15 protein-coding genes are annotated in these 18,978 nt (G+C 71.9%); 6 read left to right on the forward strand and 9 right to left on the reverse strand.

Annotation, left to right across the window (positions count from 1 at the left end; translation table 11 throughout):
- Positions 1-5 precede the first annotated feature (5 nt).
- Together ACFLIM_RS01640 and ACFLIM_RS01645 are read left to right on the forward strand one after the other, a co-directional pair.
- On the forward strand, positions 6-881 hold the full coding sequence (locus ACFLIM_RS01640; RefSeq protein WP_393161062.1) for a DivIVA domain-containing protein: 876 nt from the start codon (positions 6-8) through the stop codon (positions 879-881).
- Positions 882-922: 41 nt separating this feature from the next.
- Positions 923-2,818, forward strand: a complete 1,896-nt coding sequence (locus ACFLIM_RS01645; protein ID WP_393161064.1) for a tripartite tricarboxylate transporter TctB family protein — start codon at positions 923-925, stop codon at positions 2,816-2,818.
- Between the two features lie 219 nt (positions 2,819-3,037).
- Here ACFLIM_RS01645 and ileS read toward each other — a convergent pair whose 3' ends face one another.
- Positions 3,038-6,178, reverse strand: coding sequence for an isoleucine--tRNA ligase (ileS, locus tag ACFLIM_RS01650; protein WP_393161066.1), 3,141 nt, complete (start codon positions 6,176-6,178; stop codon positions 3,038-3,040).
- Between the two features lie 472 nt (positions 6,179-6,650).
- Between ileS and ACFLIM_RS01655 the strand changes: the two genes are divergently transcribed.
- The 3 genes from ACFLIM_RS01655 to ACFLIM_RS01665 are packed head-to-tail and all read left to right on the forward strand — an operon-like array spanning position 6,651 to position 8,507.
- Positions 6,651-7,040, forward strand: a complete 390-nt coding sequence (locus ACFLIM_RS01655) for a TraR/DksA family transcriptional regulator (protein ID WP_393161068.1) — start codon at positions 6,651-6,653, stop codon at positions 7,038-7,040.
- A gap of 35 nt (positions 7,041-7,075) precedes the next feature.
- Positions 7,076-7,585, forward strand: coding sequence for a signal peptidase II (gene lspA, locus ACFLIM_RS01660; RefSeq protein WP_393161070.1), 510 nt, complete (start codon positions 7,076-7,078; stop codon positions 7,583-7,585).
- Positions 7,578-8,507 (forward strand): RluA family pseudouridine synthase, encoded by a 930-nt coding sequence (locus tag ACFLIM_RS01665; protein WP_393161072.1) that lies wholly within the window; start codon positions 7,578-7,580, stop codon positions 8,505-8,507. Before lspA ends, ACFLIM_RS01665 begins: the two co-directional genes overlap by 8 nt.
- Here ACFLIM_RS01665 and ACFLIM_RS01670 read toward each other — a convergent pair whose 3' ends face one another.
- The 6 genes from ACFLIM_RS01670 to ACFLIM_RS01695 are packed head-to-tail and all read right to left on the reverse strand — an operon-like array spanning position 8,508 to position 15,009.
- Entirely contained in the window at positions 8,508-9,728 is a 1,221-nt protein-coding gene (locus tag ACFLIM_RS01670; RefSeq protein ID WP_393161074.1) for a protein kinase domain-containing protein, read from the reverse strand.
- Positions 9,729-9,737: 9 nt separating this feature from the next.
- Positions 9,738-10,049 (reverse strand): AzlD domain-containing protein, encoded by a 312-nt coding sequence (locus ACFLIM_RS01675; RefSeq protein WP_393161076.1) that lies wholly within the window; start codon positions 10,047-10,049, stop codon positions 9,738-9,740.
- A complete protein-coding gene (locus ACFLIM_RS01680; RefSeq protein ID WP_393161078.1) occupies positions 10,046-10,708 on the reverse strand; it encodes an AzlC family ABC transporter permease in 663 nt (220 codons plus the stop codon). Before ACFLIM_RS01680 ends, ACFLIM_RS01675 begins: the two co-directional genes overlap by 4 nt.
- An 11-nt stretch (positions 10,709-10,719) precedes the next feature.
- Complete coding sequence (locus tag ACFLIM_RS01685; protein WP_393161080.1) at positions 10,720-11,562, reverse strand: AraC family transcriptional regulator; 843 nt, start codon at positions 11,560-11,562, stop codon at positions 10,720-10,722.
- Positions 11,559-13,160, reverse strand: a complete 1,602-nt coding sequence (locus ACFLIM_RS01690) for a serine/threonine-protein kinase (RefSeq protein ID WP_393161082.1) — start codon at positions 13,158-13,160, stop codon at positions 11,559-11,561. Before ACFLIM_RS01690 ends, ACFLIM_RS01685 begins: the two co-directional genes overlap by 4 nt.
- 10 nt (positions 13,161-13,170) lie before the next feature.
- On the reverse strand, positions 13,171-15,009 hold the full coding sequence (locus ACFLIM_RS01695; protein WP_393161084.1) for a serine/threonine-protein kinase: 1,839 nt from the start codon (positions 15,007-15,009) through the stop codon (positions 13,171-13,173).
- Between the two features lie 1,030 nt (positions 15,010-16,039).
- On the opposite strand from ACFLIM_RS01695, the gene ACFLIM_RS01700 reads away from it, so the two are divergent.
- A complete protein-coding gene (locus tag ACFLIM_RS01700; protein ID WP_393161589.1) occupies positions 16,040-16,324 on the forward strand; it encodes a chorismate mutase in 285 nt (94 codons plus the stop codon).
- A 43-nt stretch (positions 16,325-16,367) separates the two neighbouring features.
- Here ACFLIM_RS01700 and ACFLIM_RS01705 read toward each other — a convergent pair whose 3' ends face one another.
- Together ACFLIM_RS01705 and ACFLIM_RS01710 are read right to left on the reverse strand one after the other, a co-directional pair.
- Complete coding sequence (locus ACFLIM_RS01705; protein ID WP_393161086.1) at positions 16,368-17,243, reverse strand: SGNH/GDSL hydrolase family protein; 876 nt, start codon at positions 17,241-17,243, stop codon at positions 16,368-16,370.
- 276 nt (positions 17,244-17,519) lie between these two features.
- A complete protein-coding gene (locus ACFLIM_RS01710; protein WP_393161088.1) occupies positions 17,520-18,893 on the reverse strand; it encodes an amino acid permease in 1,374 nt (457 codons plus the stop codon).
- Positions 18,894-18,978: the final 85 nt, after the last annotated feature.

The raw sequence follows: 18,978 nt of genomic DNA on the forward strand, positions 1-18,978 counted from the left end.
AAAAAATGCCGCTGACGCCCGCTGATGTGCGGAACAAGCAGTTCAGTACCACCCGGCTGCGGCCGGGCTACGACGAGGAAGAGGTCGACGCCTTCCTCGACGAGGTGGAAGCTGAGCTCGACCGCCTGATCCAAGAGAACGAGGAGCTCCGCGCCAAGCTGGCCGAGTGCCTGCGCGGGAAGGTGCCGGGCGGCATGAGCATGCCCATGGCCTCCGCCCCGGTTCAGGAGCAGCCCAAGCCCGAGATGATGGCGCCGCCGCAGCCGGAGCCCATGCGGGCCCCCGAGCCGCCGCCGGTGCAGCAGCAGCCGGTCCCCGTGGCCATGAACATGCCTCCCGCCGAGGACAACATGGACACCGCGGCCCGCGTGCTCGCGCTCGCCCAGCAGACCGCCGACCAGGCGATCTCCGACGCCCGCCGGGAGGCGGACGAGACGGTCACCCGCGCCAGGCGCGAGGCCGACGAGATCCTCACCAAGGCGCGCCGCCAGGCCGAGCAGGTCATCGGCGACGCCCGTGCCCGCGCCGAGACGCTCGAGCGCGACGCGCAGGAGCGCCACCGCCAGGCGATGGGCTCGCTGGTGCAGACCCGCGACGAGCTCGAGCGCAAGGTCGAGGAGCTGCGCAGCTTCGAACGCGAATACCGCAGCCGGCTCAAGCTCTACCTGGAAAACCAGCTCGCCGAGCTCAACGTCTCCGCCGAGGGCAGCGGTGGGTTCCCGGTGATGTCCGGTGGTCCGCAGGGTCAGGCTCCCGCCATGTCGCACGCCGTGCCTCAGGGTGGCCAGCAGCCTCTTCCCGGTGGTCCCAACCCGTTCGGCGGCGAGCCTCCCCAGGGCGCCTTCCCCGGCGGTGACGGTCCGCACAACGATCGCCGGTAAAGTAACGGGTCGCTAGGACCTGTCACTCGAAAGAGCCCCCTGTGATCCTTATCAGTGCTGGTTTGGTGCTCGCGGCGGTCGTGTTGCTGATCGCGGGTTTCGTACTGGCGACGCCGTTCCTGATCATGTGGTCCATCGTGGTCAGCGTGCTGTCCGCGCTGTTCCTGGTGATCGGGGCGTTCCTGCGGCGTAACGAGCTGTTTCCCGGTGGTGGGCAGGCCGCTGCGCCGGCCACCCCGCCGAAAGGGCTCCTGCCGCCAGGGTTGCCATATACCCAGACCGGCCCCACGGCTCACCAGCCACCGCCCCCACCCCAACCGCGTCCGCAACCGCCACAGCGGACGGCGAGCGTTCCCGCCGCCGCCCCGCGCCGCCCCGCGGCGAGTGGCATCTCGTCGGACGCGATCGTGCTGGTGATCCCGGGACGCAAGAGGTACCACGTGCCCGGCTGCCGGCAGTTGAGCGGTCGGGATCACGAGGAGCTCACCTACGAGGAGGCACGCGAGGAGGGCTTTACGCCCTGCACGACGTGCCTGCCTGACGCCGCGCTCGGCGGACGGCAGTTGCCGCCTGCCGCCGACCCCGAGCCCGTCGTCGCGCCCGGCTCCGCCTTCGCCGCGGAGAGCCGGGTGGACAACTCCGCGGAGACCCGCGACGTACGTCCGCCGGTCGCCCCGCCGAAGCCCGACACGAAGGCTTCCACCCCCACCCCGGAGCCCGCAGCCTCCCACGAGGAAGGCGCCACCGGGTGGTTCGGCCGCCCGTCCGCCGCCGCGCCGGCGGGCCAGGCCAAGCCCTCCTCCGCCGCCCCCGAATCGGATGACGAGCAGGCGGAGACACAGACTTCTTATTTCCGGCCGCCATCCGGGCTCAGGTCCGAGGCGCCTTCGGGCGCGCGGCCTGCGCAGCCGGCCGGCAAGGCCGGAGCCGCGGCCGGCAAGCCTTCGCAGCCCGCCGCCACACCGGAGCAGTCCGGTGCCAAGCCTGGACCGTCTGGTGCCAAGCCTGGGCAGTCCGGCGCCAAGCCCGAGGAGTCCGGCGCCAAGCCCGGGCAGCCGTCGGGCAAGCCGGGACAGCCCGTAGGAAAGTCCGGACAGTCCTCCGGCGTGCCCGAGGACGATGACTCCGCCGGGCCCGCCACGGCGCCCCAGCCCCGTGTGCCTTCTTCCGCGGCGCCGGGCCGGCCCGGGCCTGCGGGCGGAGCTTCCGCGCCGTCACAGCGTCCTTCCGGGGCCGCCAAGGCGCGTGTCCCGGCCGAGGAGAGCGCGGTGACGCCGCCGCGCCCCGCGTCCTCGGCCGAGTCGGAGGCCAAGCCCAAGGGACCGCTGCCCACAGGGGCCGGTTCCGGCGCGCCCGCCCGGCCGTCGCGAGAGCGGCCTTCGGGTACGGGGACGAGCGCTAGGCCGACGTCCGGACCGGGTGCCAGGCCCGGAGCGCCCGACACGGGAGGAAAGCCGGCAGCGCCCAGCGCGAGGCCTGAGGTTTCCGGCGCGGGATCGACGGGTGAGACGCGTGGGGCGGACGCCCCGAAGGCGGGCGCTGCCAAGGGTGAGACGCCCAGAGGTGAGGGGCCCGGTGCGTCGCCCAAGACCGGTGGGCCGGTTGCGGCGCCCAAGGGTGGGCCATCCTCGGCCGCGCCCGGGCCGCAGGCTTCCGGCACGTCTCCGAAGACGCCGGTCTCTGGTTCCAAGCAGCCTGAGGCCTCCGGCGCGTCCAAGGCCGATGACGAGTCCACGGGCGCCGGCACGGGGGGCAAGGGTGAGCGCCCGGGCACCGTGAAGGTCATCGTCGGCACCCGCCGCTACCACAGCACCGCCTGCCCGTTGATCAGAGGCGCGGGTGAGACGGGTGTGGAGACGATGACGCTGGCCGCGGCCGAAGCGGCCGGGCTGACGAGTTGCTCGGTCTGCCAGCACGACCGCGAGACGGTCAGCTGAGACCTGTCTCCGCACGGCACATGTGCGGAGCTGGGCTCGGTAACGGCACGCGCACGGCGTGCTGACCTCTGCAACGGCACGCCCACAGGGGGCTGAGGTCGGTAACGGCACTTCCTGACCGCCACCGGGCGCCTGCGGGCGGGAGGCCCGAGGTGTAGGCGTCCCGGGTGGCGGGCAGGGGCGCACCCCGGATCGGGTGCGCCCCACTGTCTTCGGGTGTCAGGCGCGGCGGAGTTGGAAGGTCAGGGACAGGTCCTCGTCCGTGTGGGACGGGAGGTCCGCCACCGTGCCCTCCGTGACCGTCGTCGCCAGGACCTCCTCCGCCACCACCCGGCTGTCGGAACGCAGCGCCGCGGCCAGGTCCGGGGAGGAGGTGGTCCACCACAGGTCGATGCGGTCCGTGATGGACAGGCCCGTCGACTTGCGGGCCTCCTGGACCAGGCGGATGACCTCGCGCAGCAGGCCCATGCGGCGCAGGTCGTCCGTGAGCTCCAGGTCCAGGGCCACCGTCTCGCCCCCGCCCGTGCCGATCGCGCCCGTCTCCACGGCCCAGCCGGCGCGGGGTTGTTCGGTGACGATGACCTCGTCGGGGCCCAGCATGATCTCGCCCAGTCCGTCCGCCTCGACCATGACCGTGGCGCCCGAGCGGAGGGCTCGGGCCACGCGGGCGGGGTCCGCGGCGGCCAGCGCGGCGGCCACGAGCTTGGTCTGCGGGCCGAAGCGCTTGCCCAAGGCCCGGAAATTGGGCTTGACGGAGTAGGACACGAGATCGGCGCTGAATCCGGACATGTCCTCGAGGGCGTGCACGTTCAGCTCCTCCGCCACCAGGCCGCGCAGCTCCCCCGGGAGTGACGGCCAGTCGTGGGCGCCCACCAGGGCCCGGCCGAGCGGCTGCCGGGTCTTGACGCCCGAAGAGGCGCGCGCCGAGCGGCCCAGCTCCACCAGGCGGCGGACCAGGGCCATCCGGTCGGACAGCACCGGGTCCAGCAGGTCCTGGCGCACCTCCGGCCAGGTGGTCAGGTGCACCGAGGTCGGCGCCTCCGGCGAGCGGAGCACGTCCCAGAGGTAGTCGGTGAGGAACGGCGTGATGGGGGCCATCAGGCGCGTCACCGTCTCCAGGCACTCGTATAGGGTCGCGAACGCCTCCTCCGAGCCCTGCCAGAAGCGGCGGCGGGAGCGGCGGACGTACCAGTTGGACAGGTCGTCCAAGAAGTCGGCCAGGCGGCGCCCTGCGCGTTGCGTGTCGTATTCGTCCAGGGACGCCGTGACCTCCGCCACCGTCCTGTGCAGCTCGGCCAGGACCCAGCGGTCGAGCAGGGGGCGCTCCCCGGCCGGCGTGGCCTCCTGGAGCCGGGACGGCGACCAGGACTCCGCGTTGGCGTAGAGAGTGAAGAACGACGCGGTGTTCCAGAGCGTCAGGAGGACCTTGCGGACGATCTCCTCCAGGCCGTTGTGGCCCACCCTGCGGGCCGACCACGGCGAGCCCGAGCAGGCCATGAACCAGCGCAGCGCGTCGGCCCCGTGCTGGTCCATCAGCGGGATCGGCTCGAGGATGTTGCCCAGGTGCTTGCTCATCTTGCGGCCGTCCTCGGCCAGGATGAGGCCGAGGCAGAGCACGTTCTCGTAGGAGGACTGGCCGAAGACGAGCGTGCCGACGGCCATCAGCGAGTAGAACCAGCCGCGGGTCTGGTCGGTGGCCTCGCAGATGAACTGCGCCGGGTAGACGCCCTCGGGCTTGCCGCGCTCGCCCCACTGGGCGAACGGCATGGAGCCGGAGTCGTACCAGGCGTCGATGACGTCGGGCACGCGGCGGGCGAGCGCGCCGCACGAGGGGCAGTCGAAGGTCACGTCGTCGACGTACGGGCGGTGCGGGTCGAGCGCGGAGACGTCCTGGTCCGCCAGGGCGCCCAGCTCCTCCATCGAGCCCACGCACGTCACGTGGGACTCGTCCTCGGAGCACACCCACAGCGGCAGCGGCGTGCCCCAGTAGCGGGAGCGCGACAGCGACCAGTCGACGTTGTTGCGCAGCCACTCGCCGAACCGGCCCCACTTGATCGTGTCCGGGTACCAGTTGGTCTTGGAGTTCTCCGCCAGCATCTGGTCCTTGACCGCGGTGGTGCGGATGTACCAGGACGGGAGGGCGTAGTAGAGCAGCGGGGTGTGGCAGCGCCAGCAGTGCGGGTAGCTGTGCTCGAAGTGGCCGCCGCGGAACAGCAGCCCGCGGGCGCGCAGGTCCTCGGTCAGCTCCTCGTCGGCGTCCTTGAAGAACCGGCCGCCGACCATGGGCACGTCGTCGAGGAAGCGGCCGTCGGGGCCGATCGGGTTGACGATCGGCATGTCGTACGCCTTGATCACGGCCAGGTCGTCGGCGCCGAAGGCGGGGGCCTGGTGGACCAGCCCGGTGCCGTCCTCGACGGTGACGTAGTCGCCGAGCACGACGTAGTGGGCGCCCGGGATGTCGACCAGGTCGAACGGCCGGGTGTAGGTGGTGCGCTCCAGCTCGCGGCCGGTGAGGCGGGCCACCTCCGTCGTGTCCTCGCCCAGCACCGGGAGCAGCGGCTCGGCCACCACCAGGACCTCGCCGTCGGCCGTGCGGGCCGCGACATAGGTCACCTCGGGATGTACGGCCACCGCCGTGTTGGACACCAGCGTCCACGGCGTCGTCGTCCAGACCAGCAGCGAGGCGCCCAGCTCGGCCAGCGGCCCCGAGGTCACCGGCATGCGGACGTAGACCGACGGGCTGGAGACGGTCTCGTAGCCGCCCGGCTGGCCCAGCTCGTGGTCGGACAGCCCGGTGCCGCAGCGCGGGCAGTAGGGCGTGATGCGGAAGTCGCGGAACAGCAGCCCCTTGTCCCACACGACCTTCAGCGACCACCACACCGACTCGATGTAGGAGGGGTCCATCGTGCGGTAGGCCTGCGACAGGTCGATCCAGTAGCCCATCCGCTCGGTCATCTGCTCGAACGCGTCCACGTGCCGCAACACCGACTCGCGGCATTTGGCGTTGAACTCGGCGATGCCGTAGGTCTCGATGTCCTTCTTGCCGGACAGGCCCAGCTCGCGCTCGACGCCGACCTCGACCGGCAGGCCGTGGCAGTCCCATCCGGCCTTACGCGGAACGCTGAATCCGCGCATGGACTTGTAGCGCGGGAACAGGTCCTTGAACACCCGCGCCTCGACGTGGTGCACGCCGGGCAGGCCGTTGGCGGTGGGCGGGCCCTCGTAGAACACCCAGGACGGATTGCCGGAGTTCTGCTCCACGGAACGCTCGAAGATCTTCCCGTCCCGCCAGCGGTCGAGGACCTCGCGCTCGAGCGCGGGCAGGTCGACCTGCGAGGGAAGAGAGCGGAAAGAAGACATTTCTGGCGGGACCTCCACGCGTGGACCGGCTGGGCTGCGTGAAGGGACGAAGCCGTACGGCTCCGCGGTACCACCCTTCTTGGCCTCGCGCGGGCGAGGCCCTCTTCATTCGGTCTGCTGCCGGGTCTAATGAGCTCGAAAGAGCCGTTCTTCCGGCGGCTCCGGGGTGATATCCCTCACAGTCGGGCCCCATCAACGCCTTGCAATCACAAACCATAACGCAGAGTGGAGGCCAAGGCTTCCCGGTTTCCCTGGTGGCGCGCAGGGTCGCCACCGCGGCGGCCACAACTCCGGTAGGGAAGTCGCAAAGGCGACAAAGATGTGGGAATGGACGTCCGTGTGGAGGAGTTGAATGCGCGGGGCGGGATAGTACGGGGGAGGTAAACCGTCCGGCGGGTCGTTTGCCGTTCCGTTATCTGGATCCTAAGCTGCCCGCACCCGTTACGGCCTTGATCAGCAATGGGAGGCAGCCATGGCGGCAGTCACGCAGACCGCTACACCGTCGATGTGGTCGGAAAAGGAGCTGGCCGAGGTACGCGGCAGGCTCCAGGGCGAGATCGACGAGCTCAACGCGGACATTCTCCGCCACGAGTCGGAGATAGCCTCTGGAGACGTCACCCAGGGAGCCGGCGACGACCAGGCGGACGCCGGCGCCAAGACGTACGAGCGCGAACGCGAGATCGCCCTTACCCTGAATGCGCGCGATCTGGTCGCGCAGAACGAACGTGCGATCGCCAGGATCGACGCAGGGACCTATGGAGTGTGCGAATCGTGCCACAAGCCGATCGGCAAGGAACGCCTTCAGGCGTTCCCGAGGGCGACGCTGTGCGTGGCCTGCAAGCAGAAGGAGGAGCGCCGCTAGGTAAGCCTCGCGGGCGCCTCTTCGCCGTCCTCGTCGTGCTGGCGGCCGTCATCTACGCGGCCGACCTCATCACCAAGACGGTGGTGCTGCGGGCACTCGAGGGCGAGGCGCCGCTGGTCGTCATCCCGGACGTGCTGCAGTTCCGGGTGATCTTCAATTCCGGTGCCGCGTTCAGCATCGGTACCGGAATGACGTTCGTCTTCACCTTCATCGCGGCGGGTGTGGTCGTGGCCATCGTGCGCACCGCCCGCAAGCTGGGCAGCCGGGCTTGGGCGATCACGCTCGGGCTGCTGCTCGGAGGGGCACTGGGCAATCTCACCGACCGGCTGCTGCGCTATCCGTCGGGTCTCGGGCGCTCCAGCCAGCTCCAGGGGCACGTCGTCGACTTCATCGAGGTCCTTCCCGGGCATTTCCCCGTCATCGACTATTTCCCCGTGTTCAACATCGCCGACTCCGCGATCGTCTGCGGCGGCATCCTGGCGGTGCTCCTGGCCTGGCGGAACGTACAGATCGACGGGTCCAAGGAGGTAGCCAAGCGTGGCTGAGCAGCGCAGTCTGCCCGTGCCGGACGGGCTGGAGGGCGAGCGGCTCGACGCCGCGCTCTCGCGGCTGTTCGGCTTCTCCCGCACGCGCGCGGCCGAGCTGATCGGCGCGGGCGAGGTGCTGGTGGACGGCCGGCAACCGGCCAAGTCGGACCGGGTGCACGCGGGCACGTGGCTCGACGTGACGCTGCCGCCGCCCGTGAGCACGCCCATGCCGGTGGCGGAGCCGGTGCCGGGCATGAGCATCGTGTACGAGGACGACGACATCGTCGTGGTCAACAAGCCGATCGGGGTGGCCGCGCATCCGACGGTCGGCTGGACGGGCCCCACCGTGATCGGCGGCCTGCTGGGGGCCGGGCACACGATCGCCACCAGCGGCGCGGCCGAGCGCCAGGGCATCGTGCACCGGCTGGACGCCAACACCACGGGCGCGATGGTGGTGGCCAAGAGCGAGCAGGCCTACTCGCGGCTCAAGCGGGCCTTCAAGGAACGCACGGTCGACAAGCGCTACCACGCGCTGGTCCAGGGGCATCCCGACCCGTTCAGGGGCACCGTGGACGCGCCCATCGACCGGCACCCGTCGGGAGACGGCAGGTTCGCGGTGGTGGCTGGCGGCAAGCCGTCGGTCACGCACTACGACACGGTGGAGGCGTTCAGGGCGGCGTCGCTGCTGGACATCAAGCTGGAGACCGGCCGTACGCACCAGATCAGGGTGCACATGGCGGCGCTGCGGCACCCCTGCGTGGGCGATCTGCTCTACGGCGCCGATCCGACGCTGGCGGCGCGGCTGGGGGTGACCCGGCAGTGGCTGCACGCGGTCGCGCTCGGGTTCGAGCACCCGGCGACCGGCGAGTGGATGTCGTTCAGCACCGACTACCCGAAGGACCTGCAGAAGGCGCTGGACATCGTGCGCGCCGAGTCCTGATCAGGTCTTCCCGCCCGATCCCTCGACGTCGCCGGGGGTCCGCGAGCTCTCGGACTCGGTCGGCTTCGGCTCCTTCGACGTGCGCTTCCCGCTCGCGGGAGTTCTGGGCTGGTCCCGGGTGGGCGGCGGGGTGCTCCGCGTCCGCGGCGCCGGGGCCTCGGACGTCGGCAGCGGGCTCGGCTCGGGGGTGGGGGTCGCGCTGGGGGTGGTCACGACGGCGGGAGTGGAGCGCGGGGTGCGAATCGGGTCGTCGGGGCGGCTGGACCACCAGGCGGCGCCGCCCGTGATGATCGCGACGGCGAGCGTACCCGCGGCGATCGCGGCCAGCGGCAACCCGCGCCGCCGCGCGGCCTGGGGCACGGTGATGGTGCCCAGGTGGACAGGGCCCGTCTGCTCGGGCGCGCCGCCCGCCAGGATCGCGGCCAGCCGCCGCTCGGCCTCCTCCAGCGACATGCGTTCCGCCGGGTTCTTGCGCAGCAGGCCGAGCAGTACGGGGCCGAGCACGCCCGCGCGGGCCAGCGGCGCCGGCTCGGCGTGCATGACCGCGCCCAGCGTGGCCAGGGCGTTGTCCCGGTGGAAGGGCGAGTGGCCCTCGACGGCCAGGTAGAGCGTGACGCCCAGCGACCACAGGTCCGACGCGGATCTGGCCTGGCCGCCCGCCGCGCGTTCCGGCGCCATGAACGCGGGGGTGCCGATCAGGATGCCCGTCCTCGTGACGGGCGCCTCGTCCTCCGTGGTGGCGATGCCGAAGTCGGTGAGCACCGCCCGGCCGTCCGCGGCGAGTAACACGTTGTCCGGTTTGACGTCCCGGTGCAACACGCCCGCCGCGTGCGCCGCGCGCAGCGCCTCCAGCAGTTGCAGCCCGATGCCCGCGGCCTCCAGCGGGGCCATCGGCCCTTCGTCGCGGATGAGCTCGCCTAAGGTGCGGGAGGCCACGAGCTGCATGACGATCCAGGGGTGACCGCGTTCCTCGAGGACGTCGTAGACGGCGGCCACGCCGGGATGCGCCACCCGTCCCGCCGCCCTGGCCTCGCGGAACGTCCGTACCGCGAACACCTCGCGCTCAGCGCCCGTGAGGTCGGGCGGCGGCAGCACCTCCTTGACCGCCACGTCCCTGCCCAGCACCTCGTCGTGCGCCTGCCACACCGTGCCCATGCCGCCCTGGCCGATCGTCCTGAGCAGCCGATATCGCCCACCGACCATCCCCGCTGAATCGGACATGCACGGCAACTACCCCAGAAAGATCCGGGCAAGCGCGGTGACCACGGCCGCGGCGGCCAGCACGACCAGGAAAGGCGCGCGGAGCAGCAGCGCGACGACCGCCGCCGCCAGCCCCGCCGTACGCGCGGGGTCGAAGCTCAGCCCGCCCTTCTCCGTGAACGTCTGCACCGCGATCAGCGCCGCCAGCAGCGCGACCGGCACCAGCTCCGCGAACCTGCGCACCGCCGGATGGTCGAGCACCTTGCGCGGCGCGGCCAGCCCGGCCAGCTTGAGCGCGTAGCAGCCCGCGCAGACGGCGGCGATCGCCCACCACAACGTCATCGCGCCATCACCACCAGGACGGCGGCCGCCGACAGCAGCACGGGCACGCCGGGCGGGAGGAACGGGGTGGCGCACAGCGCGATCGCCGCCGCGCCCGCGGCCAGCCGGCGCAGCTCGGCGCGCTCCGCCAGCCGGGGCCAGAGGATGGCCAGGAACGCGGCCGGGCCCACCACGTCCAGCCCCAGCACGCCGGGATCGCCCAGGAACGACGTGCCGAGGGCGCCGGCGAGAGTGGTGAGGTTCCAGGTGAGGTAGAGGCTGGCGAACGTGGTCGCGAAACCCGTACGGGCCGCCTGCGGGGTCGGCTGGGCCAGGGTGACGGCCGTGGTCTCGTCGATCACGCCGTGGGCGGCCAGTAACCTGCGGGGGCCGCGTACCTGGAGGAGGTCGGCCAGGCGCAGGCCGTACAGGGTGTTGCGGCCGCCGAGCAGCAGCGCGCCCAGGGTGGCGGCCACCAGGTCGCCGCCCGCGCTGACCGCCCCCGTCAGCGCGAACTGCGAGGCGCCGGTGAACGTCAGCAGGCTCAGCACGCACGCCTGCGGCACGGTGAGGCCCGCGGTGATCGCCGCGGCGCCGAAGGCGAGCCCGGACAGCCCCACGGCCAGGCCCACGCCCAGACCGTCCCGTATCGCGGCGGAACGGTGTGTTGTCGGTTCCATGCCGCCAGAGGCTAGGTGGTGGGGGGATCGCCGGTCTTGTACGTTCCTGCAGCGCGCTGGTAGGCGGCGGGCGGCACGCCCACGATGCGCTTGAAGTGGCGGTTGAGGTGGGCCTGGTCTGTGAAGCCCACCTCGGCGGCCACCTGCGCCGGGCGTACGCCGGACTGGAGGAGGCGGCGCGCCTGGCGTACCCGGAGCGAGGTGAGGTAGGCGTGCGGCGGCAGGCCCGTCGCGGCCTTGAACGCCCGCAGCAGCGCGAACGGCCGCGCACCCACCGCGCCCGCGAGATCGTCCAGCGTCGGCGGGTCGACCAGGCTCTCGTGCAGCAGGTCGAGCGCCTCCCGCACGGCCCGCCGGCCCTCGGCGGGCAGCACCGCGACCGGCTTCGGCGCGGCGTGGCGGGTCAGCAGCCGGGCGAACAGCGTGCGACTGAGCGTCGAGGCGGCCAGCGCGTCGCCGCGCTCGGCCGCCTGGTGCGCCCGGGCGAGCAGCGCCGCCACCGCGTCGTCGCGCACCACCTGCTCGGGGAAGTGCGGCGTCGCGTAGGGGGCGCCCAGCTCGGCGGCGATCCCGGCCAGCGCGTCGACCGACGGATAGAGCATCCGGTACGCCCACCCGCCCGGCGTGCCCGCCTGGCCCGTGTGCACGGCGTCGGGGTTGACCAGCACGACCTCGCCCGCGGCCGCCCGGTGCAGGGTGCCGCGGTAGTCGAACTCCTCGACGCCCGCGACGATGAGGCCGATGGCGTAGCCGTCGTGCACGTGCCTGGAGAAGCGGTGGGTGACGTAGCGGGCCCTGAGCAGGTCGGTCTCCGGCACCGCCGGGTGCCGCCAGAAGTGCGCCTGCTCTCTCACAGCGGTCTGAAGGTCCTCGCGAACGTCTCGAAGTAGTGCCTGTCCCTGTCCCAGCGGGAGTGCGGGGTCTCCCAGTAGAGGGCGTACGGGCGGCCGTCGGCGGTGCGGAAGCCGCGGTTGATCACGTGGATCAGCTCGCCGCCGCGCATCCTGGTGAACTCCCAGTCGGCGGCTCGCAGGCCCAGGTAGCCGGTGGAGGTGATGCCGACCCGGGTGTAGCCCTGGAACTCGCCCTTCGCCCTGATCTCCTTCTCCAGGCCGATCCAGTGCTTCTCCGGATCCTGCCACGGGGTGTCGGGGACGGTCCATTCGACGATCAACGCCCCCGGGGTGCCGGGGCCCTTCATGGAGATGCTGTCCCTGCCGGGGTTCTTCTTCGCCTGCCACTGCCTGGGCATGGCGATCGAGAACCGGCCCGCCGAGCTGGTGAAGGCCCGCCAACCTGCGGGCAGCGGCTGCCGGGTGGGGGTGGGCTGGCCGGTGGTGGGCTCGTTCGTGGGAGTGGGAGTGGGAGTGGGGGTGGGAGTGGGGGTGGGGCTGGTCGTGGGCGGGGCCGTCCATCGGCTGGACAGCAGTACGCCGCCCGTGCCCAGCACCGCGACGGCGGCGATGGCGGCGGGGATCCAGATCCACAGCGCTCTGCCGCGCCTGGCTCGCGGGGGAACCGTCTGGTGCGGCACACCACCGGCCGCCCACTGCCCGGAGTGCCCTGATGGGCCGGGCTCGCCAGTGGTCGCGGAGGGCCGGACGGCTGTCCGGTCGCCGGTCCAACGGTCGGCCGTTGGCTGGGATCCGCCGCTCGCGGCCGCGTACAGCAGCCGGGCGGCCTCCTCGGCGGGCATCCTGTCCGGCGGGCTCCTGCGCAGCAGGCCCATGATGACCGGCTCCAGCACACCGGCCCGGACCGGCGGCTCCGGTTCGTCACGCAGCACCGCCGCCACCGTCGCCGCCCACGAGTCACGCTTGAACGGCGGCTCGCCCTCGACGGCCGCGTACAGCGTCGCGCCCAGCGACCACAGATCCGACTCCGGCCTGGCCGGCTCGCCGTTCAGCCGCTCGGGCGGCATGTACGCGGGCGTGCCCACCAGGCCGCCGGTGGCCGTCAGCCCCGCCTCGGCCTCCAGCGACGCGATGCCGAAATCGGTCAGCACCACCCTGCCGTCGTCGGCCAGCAGCACGTTCTCCGGCTTCACGTCGCGGTGCAGCACCCCGGTGGCGTGCGCGGCCCGCAGCGCGTCCAGCACCCGGCCGCCGATCACCGCGGCCTGCTCGACTCGCAGCGGCCCCTGCTCGCGGACCACCTGCGCCAGCGAACGCGAGCGGACGAGCTGCATCACGATCCACGGCCGCCCGTCCTCCTCGACGACGTCGTGGACGACGATCACCGACGGATGGTCGAGGCGGCCCGCCGCCCTGGCCTCCCTGATGGTCCTGCCGTTGAGCTCGGCCCGCTTGACCTCGCCGACCCCCGTGTAGCGAACCTCCTTGATCGCCACCGTGCGGTCGAGCAGCTCGTCGTAGGCCCGCCAGACCACCCCCATGCCACCCTCGCCGAGCGGCTCGATGAGGCGATAGCGGTTGCCGACCTGCCTTTCCACTCGGGGAAGCCTACTTCTTGGGTTTGAACGTGTCGCAGAACCCCTCGAAGAAGTGGTAGTCCTTCTTCCAGTGGCTGTTCAGGGTGTGCCAGTAGATCGCGTACGCCCGCCCGTTGTCGGTGAGGAAGCCGCGGTTGCGCACCCGGGTCTTGCCGGTGTTGGTGTTCCAGGTGAAGTCCCAGTCGGCGGCGGCCTTCATGTAGTCGACCTTCTTGATGTCGAGCTTCTTGTAGCCGCCGAAGTTGTTCTTGAGCGACGGCTCCTGCTTCTTCCAGTCCGCGTACGGGTCCTTGCCCGGCTTCGCCGCCTCCTCGATCATGAGGTACGCGTTGGAGGCCGCTCCCGGACCCTTGAACTTGACCTGCCTGCCGCTGCGGTCCCACACTTCCCAGCCCTTGGGCAGCCCGATGGAGAAGCCCATCTCCTTGTCCTTGTACATCTTCCAGCCGGACGGCAGCGCGTTCGCCGTCTCCTCGGGGCTCGCCGACGGGGTCGCGCTCGGGCTCGGTGACGTGGCGGGCGTGCCCGTGCCTGTGCCCGTGGGCGAGGGCGACTGCGGCTGGGAGGCGCTCGGCGACGCCTCCGTCGCGGTGGCGACGGAGGCCTGCGACGTCTCCGTCCGCGGCGTGCGGTTCTCGGGGGCCGAGCGCAGGCCGAGGTAGCCGCCTATGCCGGCGACGAGCACGACCGCCACGGCCGCCGCGATGATCGGCCCGGCCCGCCGCTGGTCCGTCCTGGCCGCGTCCATCGTGGACTCGGCGGGCGGCCCCGGGTCCCTGGTCGGCGCGGGGGTGATCCGCGCGCCGGTCTCGGGCACGGCGGCGACCGGGGCCAGGTTCGGGTCGGTCGGGGTGTCGTCCTCCACGGGTGCGGCGGCGCGCTTGGACTTGGCCGGAGCGGGCACGCGGAGCTGCTGCGCCCCCCAGAACTTGCGGGCCGGAGGGGACGGCTCGGCGGCCGGGAACTGCGCCGTGGGCGGCGGGTCCGACTGCGCGATGGCCCGGCGCAACAGCCGCTGCGTCTCCTCGTACGTCAGCCGCTGCACGGGCTCCTTCGTCAGCAGCCCGCTGATCACCTCGGTGAGCGGGCCCGCGTGCGGCGCCGGATCCGGCTCGTCGGTCAGCACGGCGTGCATCGTCGCCAGCGCCATCCCGCGCTCGTGCGGCGAGCGGCCCTCCACGGCGGTGAACAACGTGGCGCCCAGCGACCACAGGTCCGACTCGCGCCGCGCGGGCAGGCCCTTGAGCCGCTCGGGCGCGATGAACGCCGGCGTGCCGGCCAGGCCCGTCACCGTGAGCTGCGTCTCGGTCTCGAGTGTGGCGATGCCGAAGTCGGTGAGCACGACCCGGCCGTCATCGGCCAGCAGCACGTTCTCGGGTTTGACGTCGCGGTGCAGCACGCCCGCCTCGTGGGCGCGGTGCAGCGCGTCCAGCACGGCTAAGCCGATCTCGGCCACCCGCTTGACCGGCAGCGGCCCGTCCTGCTTGATCACGGCTCCCAGGGACCGCGACTGCACGAGCTGCATGACGATCCAGGGCCGGCCGTCCTCCTCGATCACGTCGTGGACGACGATCACGTTCGGATGCTCGAACCTGGCCGCCGCCCTCGCCTCGCGCATCGTGCGCCGGTTGAGCAGCTGCACCTCTTCACCCAGCGCGGCGGCGTACCTGACCTCCTTGACCGCGACCGTGCGGTCGAGCAGCTCGTCGTGGGCACGCCAGACGATGCCCATTCCACCCCTGCCGATGGGTTCCTGCAGCTGGTATCGGCCGGCGATGCGGCGTCCGTGCTGTGTGCGATCCGACGTCAACGGCCTCGTACCCTCCTCTAGGCCAAGAAATACTCCCATAGCGACGGATCAACGGCGACTCGCCGGAAGGTCAGTCCGCCATGTGAGAGGCACCGTCCAGCAGGTGGAGGGGTGGGTGTAGGGTTTCAGATATGACTTGTCGCTATGCGTTTACCGAGCCGGCTCCGGGAGGGCCGGTCGTCGGATAGCGATCATCACCTGGAGTCGGCACGAGGCAGAGACAACCCGTCTCTGCCTTTTTGATTTTCACGCCGGTTCCAGGGGGCCGGCCGATTGGGGAGTCGAGATGTCATCGACCTTGGAACGGCACGCGGTCGCCGTGGGCGAGCTGCTCGTGGGCGAAGGGCCCGCGGTGGTGATCGGCGGCCGGGTCAACCTGCGGGCGCAGCGCGGGCAGGAGGACGCGTACGAAGTGCTGGGGGAGCGGGCCACGCTGGTGGAGCCGTTCTCGGCGGCCGACCTGCCGGCGATCGCCGCGCTGGCCGACGCCGTGGTGGTGGGGGCCGCGTGGACGCGCGACATCCCGCTGGTACGGGCGGCGGCCGGGCTCGGGGTGCCGGTGGTCGTGGAGCGGCGGGCCTCCGCCTCCATGGAGGAGTGGCTGGGGCTGGCCGAATACTGCGCCGGCGAGGGCGACGGGCGGGTCATCCTGTGCGAGGGAGATCAGCTGGACCTGGGGCTGATGCGGGCCGCGCGGGCCGTTTCCGGGCGGCCTGTGCTCGCCGACGTCTCCAGGAACATCGGGCTGTCCGCCGCCGCGGTCGCGGCCGGCGCCGACGGGCTGATCGTGGACGGCGGGCAGGGGCGCGGTGCCGCGGGCGGTTCGGGGCGGGGCACGGGGAGCGACGTGAGGCGGGCCGGGATCGGGACCTACGCGGGCGCCGGGGCCGCGGATCCGGTCCGGGGGGCGCCTCGAGAGTTCGTCCGGGCCGAGGACCTCGCGGAGCGCCTTGAGGGAGGCACGGTGGCGTGTCTCGCAACGGAGGCGGGTCCCGGGACGGAGCCGGAAGGGGATCCCGGTGTGGCCCTGCGGGTGGCCGAGGAGGCCGTGACGGTCGTCGGAGCGCTCATCCGGCACGAGGCGCCTGCCACGTTGCCCGAGTGCAGGGAGGCGATCGACCGGGTGGACGCCGCGCTGGCCACGTTGCTCGAGCGCCGGGCCGCGCTGGCGGGCATCGTGCAGCGGCTCAAGCCGGTGGGCGGGTTCGCGGGGCGCGACCTGGACCGGGAACGCGCGCTCGTCGCCGGGATGGCGCTGCGGGCGCCCACGCTCGGAGAGACCCGGCTCGCGCCGATCATGAACGCCGTCATCGAGGCGGGCCTGCACCTGGCCGAGGAACGGGCCGCTCAGTAGGCGTCGCCGCGCGCCGACGCGACTCGCCGCGGGCGATGGCATCTTACGGGGGCGTCAGCTGGAAGTTGTTCATGGGGCGGCCGGGGCCCCTGGCGATCTGCTTGGTGATGAGGTCGGCGAAGCGGCGGTAGCCCTCGCCCGTCGGGTGGTAGCTGCGCGCGTTGACCGTCAGCTGCTCCATGTCCACATTCAACCCGTTCAGGTACGGCTGCGGCCGCCCCACCTCGTGCCCGGTGAACGCCTCGTAGGCGTCGACGTACTCCACGCTGCCGGGCGCCCCCAATGCCGCCAGCGCCCGGTCGAACTCCGCCGCCACCGAACCCACCAGGTCGTTGAGCCGTCTCGTCATGGCGTTCAGCCAGCGCTGGTCCTCCGGGCTGAGGTTGTCGACGCTCACCTCCGGCTCCTCGGGGAACGGCCGGGGGTAGCCGAGGACGATGACGCGGGCGTCCGGCGCTCGTACGCGCAGCTCCCTGAGGACCTTGAGCAGGCTGGGGCGGAGCTCCTCGATGCGGCGGCCGACCGCCGTGTCCTGGTCGACGCAGGCCGTGGACCATGGCAGCTTGACGATGCAACCCGTGAGGACCTTGGTGAAACCGGCGTCGTTGCCGCCGATGCTCAGCGTCACCAGGCTGGCGGACGGGCCGACGCGGCTGATCTGGGGCTGCTGGCCGTACTGGCCGGACAGGAGTTGCCGCGTGGTGGCGCCGCTGCAGGCGTAGAAGGCGGTGCCGCCGCCGAACCGGTACGCCTGCGCCACCAGCGGCACGTACGAGCCGGTCGCGCGGTGGCAGCGGTCGGCGCCGTCGTTGACGGGCTGCTTGTCCAGGTCGAAGACGCCTTCGCCGGAGGAGTAGGAGTCGCCGAGTGCGAGGTACGCGCCCTTCTGGGCGACCTGGACCGGGGTCAGGCGAGTCAACTGAGGTAACCGGCCGTGCGCTTCATCCCTCGCCGGGCAGCCCATGTCCAGCACGGCGCAGGCCAGTTTCGGGTAGACCCCCAGGGGCAGGCCGGCCAGGGCGAGCGCGATGCCGATCGCGGCGGCGGTGGCGATCTGGACAGCCGTGGCGATCTGGGCGGCTTTCCACCCCGGCCCGTTCGTCGGTGTCCGGTCGTTCGGGTGGCCCGGCTGGTCCTTCCGGCTTGACTCCTCCAGCGCGACCTCCCCGAGTGGCGACCTCCTGCGCCATCGAGACTACCCAGCCCCTGATCGATCCGGGCTCGGGCACCGGCTGGTGCGCCTGCGCCGGACGATCCGCCAGCCGAGGGCGATGGCCGCGACCAGCGCGGGGATCAGGAAGAACGCGACGCGCTGATCGCGGTCCGCGAACGGCATCAGCAGCACCACCAGCGCCAGGAAGGCGAGCGTCAGCCAGTTCGTGTACGGCGAGCCCGGCATGGGGAACTCCGAGCGATGGCCCGTCCTGCGCAACCGCGTCTGGCAGTAGACGAGCACGCCCCAGGTGGTGATGACCCCGAGCGAGGCGGCGGCGGTGGCGATGTTGAAGGCGCGTTCCGGGAGGAAGTAGAACAGGGCCACCCCCGCCAGGAACATGCTCGCGGTGAACAGGATGCCGCCGATCGGTACGTGGCGGGAGCTCAGGGCGCCGGCGAAGCGGGGGGCCTCCTCCTTCATGGCCATCGAGCGCAGGATGCGGCCCGTGGCGTACAGGCCGGAGTTGCAGGACGACATCGCGGCGGTGATCACGACGAGGTTCATGGCGTCGGCGGCCCACGGGATGCCGAGGCCGGAGAAGACCGTCACGAACGGTGAGGTGCCCGCGCGGTAGGCGGTCCACGGCAGCACCATCGCGAGCAGCGCCACCGAGCCCACGTAGAAGATCGCGATGCGCCACACCACGCCGTTGATCGCCTTCGGCATGATCTCGTGCGGCCTGGCCGTCTCGCCCGCCGTGATGCCGACCAGCTCGATCGACGAGTACGCGAACACCACCGACTGCAGGCTCATCAGGACCAGGGGGAACCCCATGGGGAGGAAGCCGCCGTGGGCGGTGAGGTTCTGCGGGCCCGCCGCGCCGACCGTGAACACGACCAGCACCAACCCCAAGACCAGGAAGACGGAGATCGCCAGCACCTTCAGCATCGCGAACCAGAACTCCAGCTCGCCGAACAACCGCACCGACAACAGGTTGACCGCCAGCACGAAGCCCAGGGCGATCAGGGCCGTGAGCGACTCCGGGAACGCGGGCGCCCAGTAATGGATGTACGCGGCGATCGCGGTCAGCTCGGCGATGCCGGTGAACGCCCAGTTGATCCAGTACATCCAGCCGCTGGCGAACGCCGCCCACGGGCCGATGAACTCGGCGGCGTAATCGACGAAGGACCCCGACGTCGGGCGGTAGAGCACCAGCTCGCCGAGCGCCCGCATGACGAAGAACGCGGCCACCCCGGCGGCGGCGTACGAGAGCACGAGGGCCGGTCCGGCGGCGGCCAGCCGGCCGCCGGAGCCGAGGAACAGTCCCACGCCGATCGCCCCGCCGATGGCGATCATCTGGACCTGCCGGTTGCCCAGCGCGTGGGTGTAACCCTCGTCCGTCTGCGTGCGCACCGAGTGTCTCCTCAACTACTCAAGGTGAACACGACGATATCGGGGCTACTGATCGCGAAGGTCCCGGCACGCCGGTCCGTACGGC

It is taken from the genome of Nonomuraea marmarensis, from assembly GCF_043197025.1.
GTDB classification, from domain to species: domain Bacteria; phylum Actinomycetota; class Actinomycetes; order Streptosporangiales; family Streptosporangiaceae; genus Nonomuraea; species Nonomuraea marmarensis.